Source organism: Saccharopolyspora hirsuta (assembly GCF_008630535.1).
GTDB classification, from domain to species: Bacteria; Actinomycetota; Actinomycetes; order Mycobacteriales; family Pseudonocardiaceae; genus Saccharopolyspora; species Saccharopolyspora hirsuta.
This window is the reverse complement of the sequence record NZ_VWPH01000016.1, coordinates 145,900-161,992: the sequence shown is the minus strand read 5'-3', so window position 1 is coordinate 161,992 and position 16,093 is coordinate 145,900. Positions and strand designations below refer to the sequence as shown.

The 16,093-nt window shown below is 71.9% G+C and carries 15 protein-coding genes; 11 read left to right on the top strand and 4 right to left on the bottom strand.

From position 1 onward, the window contains the following. Positions 1–57: 57 nt before the first annotated feature. Together F1721_RS29640 and F1721_RS29635 are read right to left on the bottom strand one after the other, a co-directional pair. Positions 58–672 carry a hypothetical protein gene (locus F1721_RS29640; RefSeq protein WP_150070115.1) on the bottom strand — a complete coding sequence of 205 codons (615 nt, stop codon included), beginning with the start codon at positions 670–672 and terminating at the stop codon, positions 58–60. Between the two features lie 127 nt (positions 673–799). Next, positions 800–1,435: a DUF6801 domain-containing protein gene (locus F1721_RS29635; protein ID WP_150070114.1), complete on the bottom strand. Its 636-nt coding sequence runs from the start codon at positions 1,433–1,435 to the stop codon at positions 800–802. 614 nt (positions 1,436–2,049) lie between these two features. Between F1721_RS29635 and F1721_RS29630 the strand changes: the two genes are divergently transcribed. Continuing rightward, on the top strand, positions 2,050–3,369 hold the full coding sequence (locus F1721_RS29630; protein WP_150070113.1) for a PucR-like N-terminal domain-containing protein: 1,320 nt from the start codon (positions 2,050–2,052) through the stop codon (positions 3,367–3,369). Positions 3,370–3,433: 64 nt separating this feature from the next. Here the strand turns inward: F1721_RS29630 and F1721_RS29625 are convergent, their stop codons facing one another. Continuing rightward, positions 3,434–4,663 (bottom strand): PucR family transcriptional regulator, encoded by a 1,230-nt coding sequence (locus tag F1721_RS29625; protein ID WP_246155388.1) that lies wholly within the window; start codon positions 4,661–4,663, stop codon positions 3,434–3,436. A 58-nt stretch (positions 4,664–4,721) separates the two neighbouring features. Continuing rightward, positions 4,722–5,993, bottom strand: coding sequence for a lipase family protein (locus F1721_RS29620; RefSeq protein WP_150070112.1), 1,272 nt, complete (start codon positions 5,991–5,993; stop codon positions 4,722–4,724). A gap of 450 nt (positions 5,994–6,443) precedes the next feature. Between F1721_RS29620 and F1721_RS29615 the strand changes: the two genes are divergently transcribed. Genes F1721_RS29615 through F1721_RS29570 form a run of 10 tightly spaced genes read left to right on the top strand, consistent with a single transcriptional unit; the run spans position 6,444 to position 16,087 of the window. After that, on the top strand, positions 6,444–7,664 hold the full coding sequence (locus tag F1721_RS29615) for a DUF6801 domain-containing protein (protein ID WP_150070111.1): 1,221 nt from the start codon (positions 6,444–6,446) through the stop codon (positions 7,662–7,664). Between the two features lie 6 nt (positions 7,665–7,670). Beyond that, on the top strand, positions 7,671–8,456 hold the full coding sequence (locus tag F1721_RS29610; protein ID WP_150070110.1) for an MlaE family ABC transporter permease: 786 nt from the start codon (positions 7,671–7,673) through the stop codon (positions 8,454–8,456). A 12-nt stretch (positions 8,457–8,468) separates the two neighbouring features. Beyond that, complete coding sequence (locus tag F1721_RS29605) at positions 8,469–9,299, top strand: MlaE family ABC transporter permease (protein WP_425474426.1); 831 nt, start codon at positions 8,469–8,471, stop codon at positions 9,297–9,299. Further along, positions 9,296–10,489, top strand: a complete 1,194-nt coding sequence (locus F1721_RS29600; protein ID WP_150070108.1) for an MCE family protein — start codon at positions 9,296–9,298, stop codon at positions 10,487–10,489. The genes F1721_RS29605 and F1721_RS29600 overlap by 4 nt, the downstream gene beginning before the upstream one ends. Next, on the top strand, positions 10,486–11,505 hold the full coding sequence (locus F1721_RS29595; RefSeq protein WP_150070107.1) for an MCE family protein: 1,020 nt from the start codon (positions 10,486–10,488) through the stop codon (positions 11,503–11,505). The genes F1721_RS29600 and F1721_RS29595 overlap by 4 nt, the downstream gene beginning before the upstream one ends. Further along, on the top strand, positions 11,502–12,491 hold the full coding sequence (locus F1721_RS29590; RefSeq protein ID WP_150070106.1) for an MCE family protein: 990 nt from the start codon (positions 11,502–11,504) through the stop codon (positions 12,489–12,491). Before F1721_RS29595 ends, F1721_RS29590 begins: the two co-directional genes overlap by 4 nt. Beyond that, positions 12,491–13,483 (top strand): MCE family protein, encoded by a 993-nt coding sequence (locus F1721_RS29585; protein ID WP_150070105.1) that lies wholly within the window; start codon positions 12,491–12,493, stop codon positions 13,481–13,483. Before F1721_RS29590 ends, F1721_RS29585 begins: the two co-directional genes overlap by 1 nt. Next, the gene (locus F1721_RS29580; RefSeq protein WP_150070104.1) at positions 13,483–14,472 is read left to right on the top strand and encodes an MCE family protein; all 990 of its coding nucleotides are present in this window, start codon (positions 13,483–13,485) and stop codon (positions 14,470–14,472) included. The genes F1721_RS29585 and F1721_RS29580 overlap by 1 nt, the downstream gene beginning before the upstream one ends. Further along, positions 14,472–15,578: an MCE family protein gene (locus tag F1721_RS29575; RefSeq protein ID WP_150070103.1), complete on the top strand. Its 1,107-nt coding sequence runs from the start codon at positions 14,472–14,474 to the stop codon at positions 15,576–15,578. Before F1721_RS29580 ends, F1721_RS29575 begins: the two co-directional genes overlap by 1 nt. Continuing rightward, positions 15,575–16,087, top strand: coding sequence for a hypothetical protein (locus F1721_RS29570; RefSeq protein WP_150070102.1), 513 nt, complete (start codon positions 15,575–15,577; stop codon positions 16,085–16,087). Before F1721_RS29575 ends, F1721_RS29570 begins: the two co-directional genes overlap by 4 nt. Positions 16,088–16,093: the final 6 nt, after the last annotated feature.

Genomic DNA, 16,093 nt, shown 5'->3' with positions numbered 1-16,093 from the left:
GCCACCGGGGGGAGCTCGTCCCAGCGCGGTCGCGCCGGGGCGAGCGGTCGTGCCGGGTCAGCCGACGTGGGTGAGCTTGACCTCGGCGGTGTTGTCCGGTCCGGTCGAGTTCATGTTGATCAAGCCGGTCAGCGGGCCGCAGCCCTCCGACCACTCCGAGAGCTCGTAGGGGGCGCTGGCCAGCTCGCCGCCCTCGGCGGGCACGAACGGCGTCGTGGACTTCAGCACCAGCGAGGGCGGCTGCTGCTGCACGCAGTCGGGGCCACCGCCGATGGGCACCCCCAGGGCGGTGACGTTCTGCAGCCGGATCTGCAGCGGCAGCTCGAAGTCGACCTGCCCGTTCTCGATCTTGCCGCGCGACGGGGCGGCCTCGAAGAACTCCACGTCGACCTCGCTGTCGAATGCACCGAAGGCCTTGAACTTCACCCTCGGCACGTTGGTCTGGCGGAACTTGCCGGTGAACTCGCCGGTCGGGCTCAGCTGGACATCGATGACGCCTTCGACGGGGATGTCGGCGTTCATCTTCACCACGTGCGCGGTGCCGCTGACCTCGTAGCTCAGGTCGATGGCCGCCGCCGCGCTGCCGGGACCGAGCAGCGTGCCCACCAGCGCTGCGGCGGTGCCGAGCGCGGCGGTACCGGCGGTCTTCCAGCGACGTTGAATTCGCACCATGTCCGGATCTCCTGGTATCGGGGAAAAACGCCGAGCGGCAGGTCGGCGCTGGGAAGGGGGAGGAGCAGCACTTGCCGGGCTGCGACGGGGTGCGGTGGCTGGCGCGGGGGCCAGCCACCGGAGGGGGTCACTGCACCGGCACCGCGGCCAGCGCCGGGTCCTGGCCCTCGTCGAGGGTGCACGGCAGGTCGAAGGTGCCGAGCTCGGTCTCGCTGCCGTCGGCCTGCTTCGGCGTGATCTTGCCGAGGAAGGTGCTGCCCACGGCGAAGGTGACCTCGCCGGGCTGGTGGATCGTCAGGCCCGGCACCGGTCCGGTGATGGTGGTGCTGAGCTCCCCGCTCTCCGGGACCGGGGTCGACGGGATGCTCAGGCCGTTGAGGGTGACGCCCAGGTCGGTGCCGTTGACCTTGAGGTCGACCCCGGTCGAGGCGGAACCCTCCACGCTGGCCCCGCCGACCAGGCGAAGCGCGTCGGCTGTCTGCGCGTCGATCACCACGTCCACCTTGAAATCGGTGACGTTGATGGCCTCGCCGACCTTGCCCGCGTCCGGGAAGGTCGCGTTCACCACGGCCTTCGTCGGGCGAGCGCCGACCATCGGGAACTCGCAGGTGAAGCTGACCTCCTTGGTCACCTGACCGCGCGGGTCGCTCGCGGTGTCCGGTTCGGCCAGTGCCGAGCCGGTGCCGACCGCGGTCAGCGAGGCGATTCCGGCGGCCGCCAGGACGGCGGCGGTCGCGCGGACGGACTTCGCGGTGACTGGCATTGTCGTCTCCTCGTCGTGCTCGGGGAATGCGCAGGGCCGATTCCGGGCGTGCTTTTTCCGGCCCGATCGGGGAGTGGCCGGTGAAAGGGGGAGTGGCCGGAATTCGTTTCGGCGAATCCGAATGCCCTGGTGCCGGAGGAGATTAGTGCGGCGTGAACAGCGGTGGCAAGGCCGCGTCGATCCCGTTGCGCATGTTTCGCCGCGTTCTCGGGAAATTGTCACGGGCGGACGAATCGTTGGTGCGGTGCCCCGCGTCGTGGTGACTGGTGCGGGCCGCGCTGGGGCGACCGGCGCCGGTGGTGAAGGCGGGTAGTTTATGCTTAAACATGAAAGGGTGTCAGATTTGACCGGGGGTCCCGCGCTTCGGGTGGCATACCGACCGGTCCGGATGGTGCGGGCGTGACAACTTTCGGCCGGGGCGCGCGAATCGGGGGCGAAAATTGTTGTTAATTTCCGCGTGATTCACCCGAACGGCGCCGGGGAGCGTTTGCTTTGGTGAATATGAAATGGGTCGTGTTGACACGGCCTGCGCGGCGAAATTATGTTTCCGGGGTCACAAAGCGGTGTTGCGTGGTGATTGCATGTGCCGTTGATTCTGTGACGTAGGGGAAACGATGACGTTCGACGTCGGTACCAGCGACACCCGGTTCAGCCCGCGCGCGAGCCGAGATCGGACACCGCGCGTCCGGCGCGGCGATCCACCCCGGGGCGCACCGCAGGTGCGCACCGCCATCGAAGGCGAGCAGAGCGCGGTCGGTCGCGCCAGGAGGCTCTGGTCGGTGCTGCCCAAGGAGTACGCCGAGCGGTTCCGGCCTTACGTCGGCAGGCTCGCCAAGGCCATGGTGCGCGAGATCCAGCAGGTGGTCCCGGCCTACGCCCAGCCGCTCAACAGCGCTTTCGGCGTCTACTTCACGCAGGCCATCGAGCAGGCGATCCTCTACCCGCTGTCGAACATCCGCGACGACGTCCGCTCGCACGAGGATTGGCGGGAGGTCTTCCGGCTGCGCGGCAAGCTGGAGTTCCACGAAGGACGCAGCCTGGACTGCCTGCAGACCGCCTACCGCGTCGGCGGGCGGGTCGCGTGGCGCCACATCGCGGAGTTCGGCCAGCGGCACGGAGCACCGGTCGAGGTGCTGTGCTCCTGCGCGGAGGCGATCTTCGCCTACGTCGACGAGCTCTCCGCGCTGTCGATAGAGGGCTACGCCGAGGCGCAGGAGCGCGCTGCGGGCACCATGGCGCGGCGCCGCCGGCGGCTGCTGGAGCTGATCCTGGCCGATCCTCCCGCATCCCCGCAGACGCTGGCCGACCTGGCCAACAACGCCCGCTGGAAGCTGCCGGAGTGGGTCACGATGATCGCGCTGGAACCGATCGCCGACCAGCACGCGCGCAGCACGCCCTCGATCGACGCGGACGTGCTCGTCGACCTCGAAGGGGCCGAGCCGTGCCTGCTCGTCGCCGGGCAGATCACCGACGTTGCCGCGCTGGAGAGCGGACTGCGCGGCTGGCGCGCGGCGATCGGCCCGCACGTGCGCCTCAGCGAGGCTGCCCTGTCGTTGCGTTGGGCGCGCCGGGTCATCGGGCTCGTGCAGCGCGGGATCCTGCCCAGCGCGCCGGTCACCTGCTGCACCGACCACCTCACGACGCTGTGGCTGCTCAACGACGAGTTCCTGATCCGCGAGCTCAGCGCGCGCAGTCTCGCGCCGCTCGACGGCCTGACCGTCAAGCAGCGAGCGCGGCTGACCGAGACGCTGCTCGCCTGGTTGCAGTCCCGGGGCAGCGCGCCGGAGCTCGCCGAACGCCTCGGCGTGCACCCGCAGACGATCCGCTACCGGATGCACCAGCTGGAGCGCCTTTTCGGCGACCGCCTCAACGACCCTGATGAGCGCCTCAGCCTGGAGGTGTCGCTGCGCGCCGAACGCCTGCTGAACCGGTGACCCGGAAACGCCTGGCTCCGGTGGGGGCCGCCGGAAACCCGTTGGTGCGGAACGCGATGCGGCGCTAGTCGGTCGATCGTCGCGCGCGCAGGGCGAGCATCAGGTCGAAGCGGTGCAGCGGATCTTGCAGCCGGGGACCGAACAAGTCCTCCAGCTGCTGGAGCCGCGAGCGCACGGTCTGCGGGTGCAGCGACAACCGCTGCGCGACTTCGCGGACGTTCCCGCGCGCTTCCAGCCACACCAGCAACGTTTCCGACAACTTGCGCTGCTGCTTGGCCGCCAGCGGTGCCAGCGGTGCCAGGGTCGCCGAGACCAGTTCGCCGAGCAGGAGCGGATCGTCGAACAGGCACAGTTCGAGCAGGTGCTGGTCGCAGTGCAGCACCGGTGCCGAGGGCAGCACGCCGTGGCGGGCCAGGTCCAACGCGCGCCGCGCGCAGCGCAGCGAGTCGGAGGCGTGGCGGATCTGCGTCGCCGGTCCGACCGCGGCGTGCCACCCCGGAACCCCTTGCGCGAGCACGGGACTGCGGTGCGGTGCGACCAGGCACGGGGCCGCGTCCTCGAAGTTCACCAGCACCCCGTCACCGAGTGCGGGGACCGCCGCGTCGTCCTCCACCGGTTCCAGCGCCACCGCCACCACCCGGTCCGGCAGCGGCCAGCGCGCGCTCTCGGCGCACTCGGCCAGCACGTGCGGTGCGCTGGGCGGGCTGGCGAGGATCAGGTCGAGCAGTCGGCGCCGCCTGCGTTGCAGCGTCCCGGTGGCTTCGGCCTGCGCGGCGGTGTAACCCGCTATCGACAGCGCCGAGAGCTCGTCGATGTAGGCGAAGATCGCCTCGGCGAGCAGGCACAGGGTGCTGACCGGGATGCCTGCCCGGATGCCGACCGACGAGGTGCGCCGCCAGGCGATCCGAGCACCGACCCGGTAGGCCCGCTGCAGCATGTCCAGGCTGCGGCCCTGCTGCATCTCGTGCCTGCCGAGCTGGTAGAACACCCGGCTGCGGTCCTCGTGGCCCTGGGCCGGGTTGCCCAGCCGGTCCAGGAAGTGGTGGATGGCCTGCTGCACGCCGAGCGCGACGGTGCTGCCGAACTCGCCCTCCAGCCGACCGGTGTACTCCGGCAACGACTGCTGGATCTCGCGCACCACCTCGCCGGTGACGTCGGCGACCTTGGGCCGGAACACCCCGGCCAGGCCGCTGGGCAGCAGTTCCCACAACCGCCGAGCCCGGCCGGCGTCGGCGTGGGCCGGCGCGGTCAGCGAGTCGTAGCCGACGGGCGTCGAGGACGGCGGGTCGAGCACGCGATCACCACCAGCGGGTCGATCGGGGCCGGGGAACCCGGGCGGCTCCCCGGTCCGCTCAGCAGTCGTCAGCGGGTGGCTTCGCGGCGAACCGGTCGGCGAAGAACGCCAGCACGTCGGGGATCGCGGCCTTGGCGGCGATCAGGTGGTCGCCGTCGACGTCGGGCTTCCACCGGGTCGGCACCCCCGCGCGGCAGTAGGCGTCGCGGGTCCGCTCCTCGGTCAGCACCGGGATGATCTGCTCGTCGGCGCCCCGGTACTGCATGACCGGGATCGCGATCTCGTAGCGCGCACCGGATCCCGGCGTGCCGATGCCGTCGCCGAGCCGGTGCCGGTCGGCCAGCTGTCCCCAGGTGGTGCCGTCCGGTCCGGGCAGGGCGTAGATCTCGTCGATGGTGAGCCCGTCCAGCGTGTAGTCCTCCACGCGTTCGCCGGAGAAGCCGAAGATGGTGTCCACCAGGCAGCTGGCGCCGAGCCTGGCCACCGCCTCCCGGCCGTCGTCGTTGAGCAGCTCGTCGAACGGCATCTCGGGGTACCCGGCGTGGAACCCGACCAGCGCGGCGGCGGCGAACCCGGCGAACCGGCTGCCGTTGAGCTCGTTGCCGACCATGCGCAGGTCGCCGGGAACCCCGCCCGCGGCGGTGCCGACCAGCGGGAGTTCCGGTGCGTAGGACGCGGCGAGCTGGGTCGCCCACAACGCCGCCTGGCCGCCCTCCGAGTAACCCCACAACGCCGCGGGCGCTGCTGGGTCGATGCCGGATCCGGGCAGCCGCGAAGCGGCTCGCAGCGAGTCGAGCAGGGCGTGCCCGGCGTTGTGCCCGACCATGTAGGTGTGCTGCTGGCCGTCGAGGTAGCCGACCCCGTCCGTGGCCACCACGGCGTATCCGGCCTGGAGGGCGGCGGCCAGCTGGTCGAGCTCGTAGGCGTCGTCGTAGGCCCCCGACATCTGCTTGGAGTACGCGCACTGCGGACCCAGCCCGACGGTTCCGGGGTTGAACGCCACCACCGGGCGAGGCCCGGGGCCGGGCCAGGCGGCTTCCGGGACGGCGACCATGCCCGACACCGCGACCGGGGCTCCGCGCACGTCGGTCGACTGGTACTGCACCTTCCAGGCGCGCATCGGTATCTCGCCTGGGATCTTCGGGAACTGCGCCGGGGTGCAGGCGAGCACGTCGCCCGGTCGGCCCGGAAGCTGCGCCGGAGGCGCGTAGATCTCCTCGTCGGTGGCTGAACAGGGTGCGCCAGCGCGCGGCGGAGCACCGGCCAGCGCGGGCGTCTCCGCACCGCAGAGGATGGCCAGTGCTGCCGCAGCTGCGAGAACCCGCCGCATGTTCGACTCCTTCGGTCCGCGGTTCCGGTGAGCTCGTTCCGACTCGGCTTGCGCGGCGGTGCCCCGGGGGAACGGGCTCGGTGGCATTGCGGCGCAGGCGATGCCTTCCGATCGGTGCCGGGCGCCTTCTCGCGGCCACCGGGCGATGAGGGGAGGTTCGCTGCTGCCCCGGGCAGTGTTGCGGAGCGGGCGATGCCGGTACTAGTCATCCGCGTCGCAGTTCGCCGACGGGTTCTTAGCACCGGGGTGCGCGAACCGGTGCGGTGCGGAGGCGGAGTTGTGCTCCGCGAACGTGCCGTCCCGGTGCGGGCAGTCATGCGGATGACAAATCCCCGCAGCGGGGCGGATTCCTCCTTGTCGCCGTTCTCGAGAGGTCGGTAACGTCCCGTCGCGCCGTCGGAAAACCGCGGCGAATTCAGGAACTCTCCCGTCGAGGGGACATTCGGTCTGATGTGGACTCCGAGTTCGGTCGTGCCGCGCGCCGCCGCCTTCGCCACCGCCGCCATCGTGACCGCGGCCGGTGCGAGCGGGGTCGTGGCGACTGCCGAGCCGGTGTCGCGCGGCACCACGACCGAGTGCGCCTTCCCGCACGGGGCGGAGCGGGTTCCGGCGGTGGTGGCGGCGACCTTCCCGACCTCGGTGCCGCGCGGGCGGCCGGTGCGCGCCACCGGTCTGACCGCCGTGCTGGAGCTCGCCCCGGAACTGGTGAACGCGTTGCGGGACAACGGGATCAGCCGAATCGGTGGCGCCGTCACCATCCGGTTGGCCGCGCGCACCGGAGGTCAGGTGCACGACCTGTCCACCGGACCCGTGCCCCTGGCCGAGACCGCCCTGCCCGCGGTCGGCGGCCTCCGGGTCGAGGCCCGCGCGGACTCGCCCGAAGTCACCGCGCAGGGTGACGTGAGCTTCGAACTGCACGGCGTGACCGCCGCTCTGAGCCTCCGCGAACCGGCATCCGGCGTGGCCTGCGACCCCGGGGCCGCAGCGCCCGCAGTGCTCGCCGAGGTGCCGGTGGCGGGCGCGGCCGGGCCGGGAGCGGACCCCGAACCGCTGCCCGCGCCCGCCGCGCCCGCCGGGCTGCCGGTGTCGTACTGGATCGACGACTCGGTCACCCGGATCGCCAAGCTCGGCTCGGAGCTGTCGATCGGCCGGGGCCGGTTCGACGCCAGGGCGGTGCTCCAGGCGCCCTACCCGATCACCGGGACGGTGCAGCTGCCCGCGGCAGAGGGCTACTTCGTCACCTTCGGCTTCGCGCCGGTGACCAGCACCGTCGAACTGGTGCAGGGCGGCGGGACCACCGGCAACCTCAAGAACATCCAGTTCGTCGACGGTGATGTCGTCGGCGAGGTCGACACCACCATCCCGGTGACCATCGCGCTGCGCGCGGTCGCCGTCGACGGCATCCCGCTGGACGTCGGGCCGGACTGCCGGACCGCGAGCCCGGCGGCGATCCGCATCCAGGGCAAGCTGATCTTCCGCAACGACCCCCAGGGCGTGCCGCCGACGCCGGTCGAGACCACCTACGACATCCCCCCGTTCACCGGGTGCGGCGCGACCGAGGACCTCGACCCGCTGCTGACCGGCCTGATCTCCGGACCCGGCAACACCTTGCGCACCAACCTGGTGCTGCGCTGCTTCCGGGACCAGAACTGCCCGCCGGAAGGGGCGTGATCACCGATGACCGGAGTTGTCGCGGCGCGCGCGACGGCGGCGGTGCGCGAGTTCGGCCGCATGTTCGCGCTCGGCCTGGACGTGGCGGTGCTGCTGGTGCGGCGACCGTTCCAGTTCCGCGAGTTCGTCCAGCAGTTCTGGCTGCTGGCCAGCGTGTCCATCACCCCGGCGATCCTGGTGGCGATCCCGTTCGGCGCGGTGATCTCGCTGCAGCTGGGCACGTTGACGGCCCAGATCGGCGCGAAGTCGTTCAACGGCGCGGCCAGCGTGCTGGCGGTCGTGCAGCAGGCCAGCCCGATCGTCACCACGCTGGTCGTCGCCGGTGCGGGCGGCTCGGCGATCTGCGCCGACCTCGGTTCGCGCACCATCCGCGAGGAGATCGCCGCGATGGAGGTGCTCGGCGTCTCCCCGGTGCAGCGGCTGGTCGTGCCGCGGGTGCTGGCGGCGATGCTGGCCGCGGTGCTGCTCAACGGTCTGGTCAGCGTCGTGGGCGTGGCCGGTGGCTACTTCTTCAACGTGGTCGTGCAGGGCGGCACCCCGGGCGCCTACCTGGCCAGCTTCAACGCGCTCGCGCAGCTGCCCGACCTGTGGGTCTCGACGTTCAAGGCGCTGGTGTTCGGCTTCTCGGCCGGGGTCGTGGCCGCCTACCGGGGCATGAATCCCCGAGGCGGGGCGAAGGGCGTCGGCGACGTGGTGAACCAGTCGGTGGTGATCACCTTCCTGCTGCTGTTCTTCGTCAACACCGTGATCACCGCGCTGTACCTGCAACTCGTACCGGCGAAGGGGACGTGAGACGTGACCACCATCCGTCAGCGCGCCCGGCTCGCCCTGCGCCGGCCCGGCGACCTCCTGTTCGGACTCGGCGACCAGCTGCTGTTCTACCTGCGGGCGCTGAGCGCCGCGCCGCTTGCGGTGCGCCGCCACTTCCGGGAGGTGGTGCGGCTGCTGGCCGAGGTCACCTTCGGCAGCGGGGCGCTGGCCGTCATCGGCGGCACCATCGGCGTGATCCTCGGCATGTGCGTGTTCACCGGCGTCACGGTGGGGTTGCAGGGCTTCAGCGCGCTCAACCAGATCGGCATCTCCACCCTCACCGGGTTCATGACCGCCTACTTCAACACCCGCGAGATCGCGCCGCTGGTGGCCGGGCTGGCGCTGTCGGCCACCGTCGGCGCCGGTTTCACCGCGCAGCTGGGGGCGATGCGGATCTCCGAGGAGATCGACGCGCTGGAGGTGATGGCGGTGCGCAGCCTGCCGTACCTGGTGACGACGCGGATCGTGGCCGGGTTCGTCGCGGTGGTCCCGCTGTACGTCATCGGCCTGCTGACCTCCTACGTGGCCTCGCGGCAGGTCACCGTGTGGTTCTTCGGGCAGTCCGGCGGCACCTACGACCACTACTTCTCGCTGTTCCTGCCGCCCGAGGACGTGCTCTGGTCGTTCGGCAAGGTGCTGGTCTTCAGCGTCGCGGTGATCCTCGCGCACTGCTTCTACGGGTACCGCGCCCGCGGCGGCCCGGCCGGGGTCGGGGTGGCCGTCGGCCGCGCGGTGCGCACCTCGATCGTGCTCATCAGCGTGCTGGATCTGCTGCTGAGCCTGGCGATCTGGGGTGCGAACACGACGGTGAAGGTGGCCGGATGAGCCGGATTCGCACGCAGCTGGCCGGAATCGCGCTGCTGGTGATCATGGCGCTGGTGCTGTGGCTGGCGGTCGCGGTCTACGACAAGCGGTTCGTCCAGGTGAGCCTGGTGACGCTGCGCACTGACCGGATCGGCAACCAGTTGGAACCCAACGCCGAGGTCAAGGTGCGCGGCGTGCCCTTCGGCACCGTCCGGGCGGTGCGCACCCGCGGCGGCGGCGCCGAGCTGGAGCTGGCGATGGACCCGGCGACCCTGCACCAGCTGCCGCGCAACGTCTCCGCCCGGCTGGTGCCGAAGACCCTGTTCGGCGAGCGCTACGTCGACCTGGTGCTGCCCGCCGAACCGGCCCGCCGACCGCTGTCCGACGGCGACGTCATCGAGCAGGACCGCTCGGAGAACGCCATCGAGCTGGAACGGGTGCTGAGCAACGCGCTGCCGCTGCTGCGCGCGGTGCAACCGGAGAAGCTGGCGGCCTCCCTGGGGTCGGTGTCGCTGGCCCTCGACGGCCGGGGCGAACCGCTGGGCGACAGCGTGCGCAGGCTCAACGACCTGCTGCACCAGGCCAATCCGCTGCTGCCGCAGCTGCGCTCGGACATCAGCGCGCTGGCCGACGTGTCCGGTGTCTACGACACCGCCGCGCCCGACATCCTGCGGGCGCTGGCCGACCTGTCGGTGACCGGTCGCACGATCGACGAGCAGCGGGCGGACTTGGCCGCGCTGTACCGCGACGGCACCGCCGCCTCCGACGAGCTCACCGGGTTCGTCCGGGAGCACGGCGACGAGTTCACCGGGCTCGCCGAGTCCAGCCGCCCCGCTCTGGAGCTGCTCGGCGAGTACTCCCCGGAGTTCCCGTGCCTGTTCGACGCGGTCAACCGCTTCACCCCGCGGATGGAGCGGGTGCTCGGCAAGGGCACCGGCGAGCCCGGTCTGCACGTGAACCTGACCGCCCAGCCCGCCCGGGGCAAGTACCTGCCGGGCCGCGACGACCCGGTCTACGACGCCGCCGGCGGCCCGGAGTGCTACCCGCCCGGTAGCGGCCCCGCGGGCGGGGTGCCTGCGGCGAACTCGCCGCAGGAACGGCGACTCGTCACCGATCTGGTGGCGCCGGGCGTCCCGCCCGCGCACGTGCCGGACTGGGGCACGTTGCTGGTCGGCCCGCTGCTGCGCGGACCGGAGGTGCGACCGCGATGAGAGGACTGCTCGGACCGCTGGTCAAAGGTGCGGTGTTCCTGGTGGTGACGGTGCTGGCCACCTCGGTGCTGGCGGTGACCATCGCCAACCGCGGCATCGGCGACCAGGCCACCTACACCGCCAGGTTCACCGACGCGACGTCGCTGAACCCCGGTGACGACGTGCGGATGGCCGGGGTGCGCATCGGCGAGGTCACCGAGGTCGAGGTCGCCGACCGCCGGTTCGCGGAGGTCACCTTCGCGGTCGACGCGCGCCGCCAGCTGTCGCGGCACGTCACCGCCGCGATCCGCTTCCGCAACGTGGTGGGCCAGCGCTACCTGGCGCTGGACCAGGGGCCGCGACCGGTGGACGGCGTCCTGCCGCCCGGCGGCCGCATCCCGCTGGAGCGCACCCGCCCGGCGGTGGACCTGACCGCGATGTTCAACGGCTTCAAACCGCTGTTCCAGGCGCTGTCCCCGCAGGACGTCAACCAGCTGTCCTTCGAGATCGTGCAGGTGCTGCAAGGCGAAGGCGGCACCGTCGACAGCGTGCTGCGGCACACCGCGTCGCTGACGTCCGCGTTGGCCGACCGGGATCGGGTGATCGGCGAGGTCGTGGCCAACCTCAACCGGGTGCTGGACACCATCAACGGCAAGGGCGACCAGCTGGGCACCCTGGTGACCACCACCCAGCAGCTGGTGCGGGGCCTGGCGGCCGACGCCGAGCCGATCGGCGAGGCGATCGGCGGTCTGGGCGAGCTCAGCTCCAGCACGGCCGCGCTGCTGGCCGAGGGGCGCGAGCCGCTGCGCCAGGACATCGTCGCCCTCGGGGACCTGGCGAAGGGCCTGGCCGACAACACCCCGACCTTCGAGCGGTTCCTGCACAACCTGCCGGTCAAGTACGAGCGGCTGGGCCGGATCGCCTCCTACGGGTCGTGGCTGAACTTCTACCTGTGCTCGGTGTCCTCCGACGCCGCGCCCGCCCCGGGCGGCCCGCCGGTCGGGCGTCCCGTCGAGCAAGCGAGGTGCCTGCGGTGAAGTCGTTCCGGCAACGCGACCCGGTCGCCGTCGGCATCGTCGGCGCGCTGCTGATGACCCTGCTGGGGCTGGGCACCTACTTCTCCGACGAGCTGCCGGTCATCGGCGGTGGCACCACCTACGCGGCCGAGTTCGACGAGGCCGCCGGGCTCAAACCGGGCGACGAGGTGCGGGTGGCCGGGGTGAAGGTCGGCGAGGTCCGCGACGTGGCGCTGGCCGGGGACCGGGTGCGGGTCGCCTTCCGCGTCGAGGACGTCTGGCTGGGCGACCGCACCAGCGCCGCCATCAGGATCAAGACGTTGCTGGGGCAGAAGAACCTGGTGCTCGACCCGGTCGGTTCGGCCGAGCTCGACCCGGACGAGGTCATTCCGCGCGAGCGCACCACCTCGCCGTACGACGTCAACGACGCCTTCGGCGACCTGGCCGAGGCGGCCGGTGCCATCGACACCGCCCAGCTCGCGGAGAGCTTCCGCACCCTGTCGGCGACCTTGAGCGCCTCGACGCCGCAGGACGTCCGGGCGGCGTTCGACGGCCTCTCCGCGCTGTCGCACACGCTGGCCTCCCGTGACGAGGAGCTGACGAACCTGCTGAACAACACCGCGCGGATCAGCACGACGCTGGGCGACCGCAGCGCGGCCTTCGAGTCGCTGATCCGCGACGGCGACCGGCTGCTCACCGAGCTCAACGCCCGCCGCGAGGCCATCGGCAAGCTGTTCACCGGCACCCGGAACCTGGCCGTGGAGCTCAAGGGACTGGTGGCCGACAACCAGCGGACCCTGGGGCCCGCCCTCGACCAGCTGGAGCGGGTCAGCACCGTGCTGCAGCGCAACCAGGACAGGCTGACCGAGAGCCTGGTCCGGGCCGGGCCGTTCTACCGGATGATCGGCAACGCCGTCGGCAACGGCCGCTGGGTCGACACCTACATCTGCGGGCTGGTCCCCAGCCCCTCCGGGAGCTGCACCCCGCCGAGAGCAGGAGGTCGCTGATGCGCGGGCGGAAGTGGTGGATCGCGATCGCGGTGGCCGCGTTGCTGGCCGGCGCGGGCTGGTTCGCGCTGGCGGGCAGCGGCGGCAAGCGGATCACCGCGCACTTCACCAGCGCGGTCGGCATCTACCCGCAGTCCGACGTCCGGGTCCTGGGCGTGACCGTGGGCACCGTGGACTCGGTGGTCCCGCGCGGTGATCACGTGGCGGTGACGATGACGGTGGACGCCGACGTGCCAGTACCGGCCGAGGCCACCGCGCTGATCGTCACGCCGAGCGTCGTCGCCGACCGCTACGTCCAGCTCGCCTCCGTCCGCACCGGGGGCCCGGAACTGCCCGACGGCGCCCAGATCCCGGTGAGCCGAACCGCGACCCCGGTGGAGCTGGACCAGCTGTTCACCAGTCTCGACCAGCTCACCACCGCGCTGGGCCCGGAGGGCGCCAACGCCGACGGCGCGGTGAGCGAACTGCTGCGGCAGAGCGCCCGGACGCTGGCCGGGAACGGCGCTCCGCTGGGCGAGAGCATCCGCCAGCTCGGCGACCTGGCCCGGACCCTCAACGACTCCAAGGGAGATCTGTTCACCACGGTGGACGAGCTCAGCGCCTTCACCGCGGTGCTGGCCGCCAACGACGAGCAGGCGGGGCACGCGCTGGAACAGCTGTCCTCGATCACCGAGGTGCTGGCCGCCGACCGCGACGACCTCGGCGCCGCGCTGGCCGAGCTCGACGACGCGGTGACCGCGGTGCGCGACTTCATCCGGGACAACCGGGGCCGGATCCACTCCAACGTGGACAAGCTCGCGGCGATCAGCCGGATCCTGGCCGACCAGAAGCAGTCGGTGGCCGAAGCGCTGGACACCGCGCCGAACGCGCTGACCAACGTGGTCGAGGCCTACAACCCGCGGACCGGGCTCATCGAGGCGCGCGGCAACCTGCTGGAGTTCGCGGCGCAGGGCCCGGTCCTGCCGCTGCCGAGCGCGGGAGGGCAGCGCTGATGCGGCGGTTGCGAGCGGTGGTAGCGGTGCTGGTGCTGCTGATCGCAGCTGGCTGCGGGCACAACGGGCTCTACGACGTCCCGCTGCCGGGCGGCCCCGACGTCGGCAGCCACGGCTACCGGGTCACCGTTGCCTTCCCCGACGTGCTCGACCTCGTGCCGCAGTCCAGCGTCAAGGTCGCCGACGTCGCGGTCGGCAAGGTCGAGCGCATCGAGCTGGCGCCGGACGGGCGCACCGCGCTGGTCGGCCTGGTGCTCAACGGTGACGTCCAGCTGCCCGCCAACGCCGTCGCGCGGCTGCGCCAGTCCAGCCTGCTCGGCGAGAAGTTCGTGGAGCTGGCGCCGCCGGAGCTGGAGTCGCCGCGGGGCGAGCTCGCCGACGGGGCGCGCATCGCCGCCGACCGCACCGACCGCAGCCCGGAGGTCGAGGAGGTCTTCGGTGCGCTGTCCCTGCTGCTCAACGGCGGCGGAATCGGCCAGATCCAGAACATCACCCAGGAGCTCAACGACGCTTTGGGCGGCAACGAGACCGCGGCTCGGGAACTGCTGGGCAACCTCGACACCTTCATCGGCGGGCTCGACGAGCACCGCGCCGAGATCACCCGGGCGCTGGACGGCGTCAACCGGCTCTCCGCCACATTGGACGGGGAGGAACCGCTGATCCGCACCGCGCTCACCGATCTGCCCCCGGGCGTGGCGGCGCTGTCGCAGCAGCGGGAGGCGCTGGTGGGCCTGCTCAAGTCGCTGGCCGAGCTCAGCGACGTCACCGTGGACACCGTCAACCGGGGCAAGGACGACCTGGTCGCCGACCTGCGCGCCCTGGAACCGACGCTGCGCCGGCTCGCCGAATCCGGTGCGGCGCTGCCGGAGGCGATGCAGACGCTGCTGACCTTCCCGTTCCCCGACGAGGCGCTCAACGCCGTCCGGGGCGACTACCTCAACTCCTACCTGAACTTCGACGCCCGCACGACCGGGGGAGGTGGCGGCTGATGCTGAGCGGGGTCGTCCGCAGGCAGGTCACGCTGTTCCTGGTGATCGCCCTGCTCGGCGTCAGCTACGTGGGCGCGAACTACGCGGGGCTGCACGAGCTGGTGCGCGACGACGGCTACACGGTGCGCGCCCGGTTCGCCAAGTCCGGCGGCATCTTCACCAACGCCGAGGTCACCTACCGGGGGGTGCCGGTCGGCCGGGTCGGGCAGCTGCGGCTGACCGCCACCGGGGTGGAAGCCGATCTGCTCCTCGAATCCGGCACGTCGGTCCCGGCCGACACCGAGGCGGTGGTGGCCAACCGGTCGGCGGCGGGGGAGCAGTACGTCGACCTGCGCCCGCGCCGCCCCTCGGGCCCGGTGCTGCGGGAGGGGTCGGTGATCGAGGAGAGCGACACCGCCATCCCGCTGCCGGTGGACTCGGTGCTGGCCAACCTGGACTCCTTCGTGTCCTCCGTGCCCCGGGAGGAACTGCGCACCGTCGTCGACGAACTGCACGAGGCGACCTCCGGGGCGGGGCCGCACCTGGAGGGGCTGCTGGACAACGGCATCGAGTTCGTCCGGGCCGCCACCGACCACGTGCCGCAGACCACCAGCCTGATCGGCGACGCCGAGGTGGTGCTGCGCACCCAGCTGGAACACGCCGACGCGATCCGGGACTTCGGCGCGCAGGCCCGGCTGCTGGCCGGTCAGGTGCGCCGTTCCGACGGCGACATCCGCGGCCTGATCACCGCGATCCCGCCAGCCGCTCGGGAGGTCAGCTCGGTGCTGCGGGACACCGGCCCCCGGATGGGCGTGCTGATGGCGAACCTGCTGACCACCGCGGACGTGGTCGAGATCCGCCGGTCCGGGTTGCGCCAGCTGCTGGTGATGGGGCCGCGAGCGGTCGCGGCCGGGGAGTCGGCGGTGCGCCCCGGCGGCGCGCACTTCGGCCTGTCGTTGACCTTCTTCGACCCGCCGCCCTGCAACAGCGGATACGAGGGCACGCCTTACCGCGACGGGCTCGACGTCTCGCCGGGAGCGCCGCTGAACCTCGACGCCGCCTGCACCTTGCCCTACGGCGACCCGACCGGTGTGCGGGGATCGCAGAACGTGCCGGTGCCGCGATGAGAGCTCCACTGTGGACGAGCCGCTGGCCGGTGGTCGTGGCCACCGCTCTGGTCGTGCTGTCGGCGGTGTTCGCCGCGACGGCGGGATGGGCGTGGTGGGCCTCGTCCCGAGCCCGGGAGGTGGCGCGGGACGACGCGCTGAGAGCGGGGGAGCAGGCGGTGGTGGCGTTCAACACGCTCGATTCCCGGCGTGCCGAGGAGGGTTTCGACCGCTGGTTGGCGATCTCGACCGGTGCGCTGCACGACGATCTCGCGCGGCAGCGCGGGGACGCCGTGCGACGGCTCGCCGGGACGGCGGCGGCCACCGGGGCGGGGGTGCTGGACGCGGCGGTGACCGAACTGGACGAGGTGGCCGGGACCGCGGTGGTCATCGCCTCGGTGGAGGTCGAGATCTCCCGGGAGGGGGCGCCGCCGGGGCGCAAGGTCGACCGCATCGAGGCGCGGCTCGTCCGCACCGGAGCGGGCTGGAAGCTCGGCGCGATCGGCCAGGTGGCCGTCGCCGCACCATGAGGGGAG

What these genes read in the sequence shown, in the direction of transcription:
- F1721_RS29580 (WP_150070104.1), top strand. Translation starts at nt 13,483, where the DNA reads ATGCGGCGGTTGCGAGCGGTGGTAGCGGTGCTGGTGCTGCTGATCGCA.
- F1721_RS29615 (WP_150070111.1), top strand. Translation starts at nt 6,444, where the DNA reads ATGTGGACTCCGAGTTCGGTCGTGCCGCGCGCCGCCGCCTTCGCCACC.
- F1721_RS29585 (WP_150070105.1), top strand. Translation starts at nt 12,491, where the DNA reads ATGCGCGGGCGGAAGTGGTGGATCGCGATCGCGGTGGCCGCGTTGCTG.
- F1721_RS29600 (WP_150070108.1), top strand. Translation starts at nt 9,296, where the DNA reads ATGAGCCGGATTCGCACGCAGCTGGCCGGAATCGCGCTGCTGGTGATC.
- F1721_RS29620 (WP_150070112.1), bottom strand. Translation starts at nt 5,993, where the DNA reads ATGCGGCGGGTTCTCGCAGCTGCGGCAGCACTGGCCATCCTCTGCGGT.
- F1721_RS29630 (WP_150070113.1), top strand. Translation starts at nt 2,050, where the DNA reads ATGACGTTCGACGTCGGTACCAGCGACACCCGGTTCAGCCCGCGCGCG.
- F1721_RS29640 (WP_150070115.1), bottom strand. Translation starts at nt 672, where the DNA reads ATGGTGCGAATTCAACGTCGCTGGAAGACCGCCGGTACCGCCGCGCTC.
- F1721_RS29575 (WP_150070103.1), top strand. Translation starts at nt 14,472, where the DNA reads ATGCTGAGCGGGGTCGTCCGCAGGCAGGTCACGCTGTTCCTGGTGATC.
- F1721_RS29570 (WP_150070102.1), top strand. Translation starts at nt 15,575, where the DNA reads ATGAGAGCTCCACTGTGGACGAGCCGCTGGCCGGTGGTCGTGGCCACC.
- F1721_RS29610 (WP_150070110.1), top strand. Translation starts at nt 7,671, where the DNA reads ATGACCGGAGTTGTCGCGGCGCGCGCGACGGCGGCGGTGCGCGAGTTC.
- F1721_RS29635 (WP_150070114.1), bottom strand. Translation starts at nt 1,435, where the DNA reads ATGCCAGTCACCGCGAAGTCCGTCCGCGCGACCGCCGCCGTCCTGGCG.
- F1721_RS29595 (WP_150070107.1), top strand. Translation starts at nt 10,486, where the DNA reads ATGAGAGGACTGCTCGGACCGCTGGTCAAAGGTGCGGTGTTCCTGGTG.